The sequence below is a fragment of the Streptomyces sp. M-16 genome (genome assembly GCF_052114405.1).
Taxonomy (GTDB): Bacteria; Actinomycetota; Actinomycetes; order Streptomycetales; family Streptomycetaceae; genus Streptomyces.
Genome location: NZ_JBFRER010000280.1, coordinates 1 through 2,033, shown reverse-complemented (window position 1 = coordinate 2,033; position 2,033 = coordinate 1). Strand labels below are relative to the sequence as shown.

Here is a 2,033-nt window from a genome sequence, read left to right as displayed (position 1 = left end):
TCGGCGGCGGCGGATCTGGCGGCGGCGCACCGGTTCCACAACGACCCGGACGCCCAGCAGCTGGGCCGTACGGCGAACTCGAAGCTGAACGGTGACCGCCAGGAGGCGATCCAGCAGCTGACGAAGCTGGCGCAGTCGTACGACCTGGCAGCGACCCAGCTGAACAAGGCGGAAGCCCCTACGTTCCCGCCGCCGCCGAAGGTGTTCGAGCCCAGAGGTGTCACCCCTCTGACGAGCGTTGATCGCTCGACCGGCAGCTCTAGCGCGTCAGGGGTGGGCGGCGCCTCCTCCGCTCCGCCCCCCTCCTACGGCAATGTCTCAACGAACCAAGCTGTGGGGGTGCCGGGTCGCCATCCCTCTACAGGTGGCGACTTGTCGACGGGGCTTGCCCCGACACTGCTGCCTCCCGATCGCGGGGTCGCCGTAGGCCTCGATCACGCAGCGACACTTCCGGTTACGACCTTGCCGCCCGTCACTGGTCTGCCTGGCGGAGGTGGGCCCGCCCTTCCGGGCGGGGGCGGCCCGGTCTCCATGCCGCCTGCGCCGGCCTTGACGCTGCCCCCGATGCCCGGCGCGCCTGGCCCGGGCGTCAGACCGCTGCCGAGCGTGAGACCGCCGGGGGCTGGCATTGGTGGCCAGGTCGGCCTACCGCCTCGCGACACCGGCATCGTAGGGGGAAGGCCCATTTCCGCCGGCCCTTCGGGTGCTGGTATTCCCCGTGGCACCGTCATCGGCACGGAAGGCGCGCAGCCTGGTGGTCGGGGGGTGGGTGGTCCGATGGGTGCTGGCGTCGGCAGCAGCCCGCAGGGGCCCCGGGGCACTTCCCCGGTCGGTCGCCGCCTGGCGATGGAGCCGGGTGGCGTTGTTGGTGGACGTCAGACAACGGCTGGTCAGTCATTCACCCAGGGAGGATCGGGCCTAGTCCGGAATGGACCAGGTCCAGGGATGACTGGGAGCGGACTTCACCAGGGCATTGCTGGTACGTCGTCTCCGGCTGAGCGGCGAAGGAGCCAGGGGGGCGGACGTCCCGATTACCTGGCCGAGGACGAAGAGACCTGGCAGGCCGACCGCCGTGTCGTTCCGCCAGTGATCGACTGAGCGGAACGGATGTTGCACGGGATGCGTATGCGCAAGGCGACCTCGGCCCTGGTGGGTCTTCTGCTGGCCGGGATCGCCGCGACCCCGGCTCATGCGCAGACGATCCGCGAGCGTCAGTGGCATCTCGATGCCATGAAAGCTGATGAGATCTGGAAGACCGCTACTGGCAAGGGCGTCACCGTGGCCGTGATCGACAGTGGCGTGGCGCGAGTTTCTGAGCTGGAGGGGCAGGTTCTTCCAGGTAAGAATCTCGCCACTGCGCAAGAAGGTGATGAACGCACCGACTACGACAACCACGGCACGACGATGGCTGCGCTCATCGCTGGGACCGGAAAGCACCCCAGCGGCGACGGGGCATTCGGACTGGCACCAGGCGCGAAGATTCTTCCGATTCGCGTTCCGATTGAAAACGATCAGACGAACCCTGGTTGGACGCAGGCGATCCGTTACGCGGCGGACTCCGATGCCAAGATCATCAACATCTCCATGGCGGCCGATCAGGATGACCCTGCGCGGATTGATGCAGTGAAGTATGCGCTCTCCAAGGGGAAGTTGATCTTTGCGGGCGTCGGAAATGATGGGGAAACGCTCAATGACCTTAAGTACCCGGCAGCGACGCCAGGGGTGGTGGGTGTGGCGGGAATCGGCCCTGACGGCGGTGCCACCAAGGAATCAGAGCACGGCCCGCAGGTGGACCTGTCCGCGCCCGGAGTTGATATCTACGGTGCCTGCCTAAGCAAGACGGAAGTCTGCGTCGGCCACGGCACCAGTAACGCAACCGCCCTGGCCTCCGCCTCCGCCGCCCTCCTCTGGTCCGCGCACCCCGACTGGACCAACAACCAGGTTCTCCGGGTCCTGCTGAACACCGCCGGGAAGCCCGTCGACGGGGCCGGGCGGAACGACTACGTCGGGTACGGCGTCGTGCGGCCGAGGGT

General features: G+C 67.4%; 1 protein-coding gene. It reads left to right on the top strand.

Annotated elements, in window-relative coordinates:
• Nucleotides 1–1,119 precede the first annotated feature (1,119 nt).
• Nucleotides 1,120–2,033 (top strand): S8 family serine peptidase (locus AB4039_RS42065; protein ID WP_442273287.1); only part of this gene is annotated, 914 nt, incomplete at its 3' end.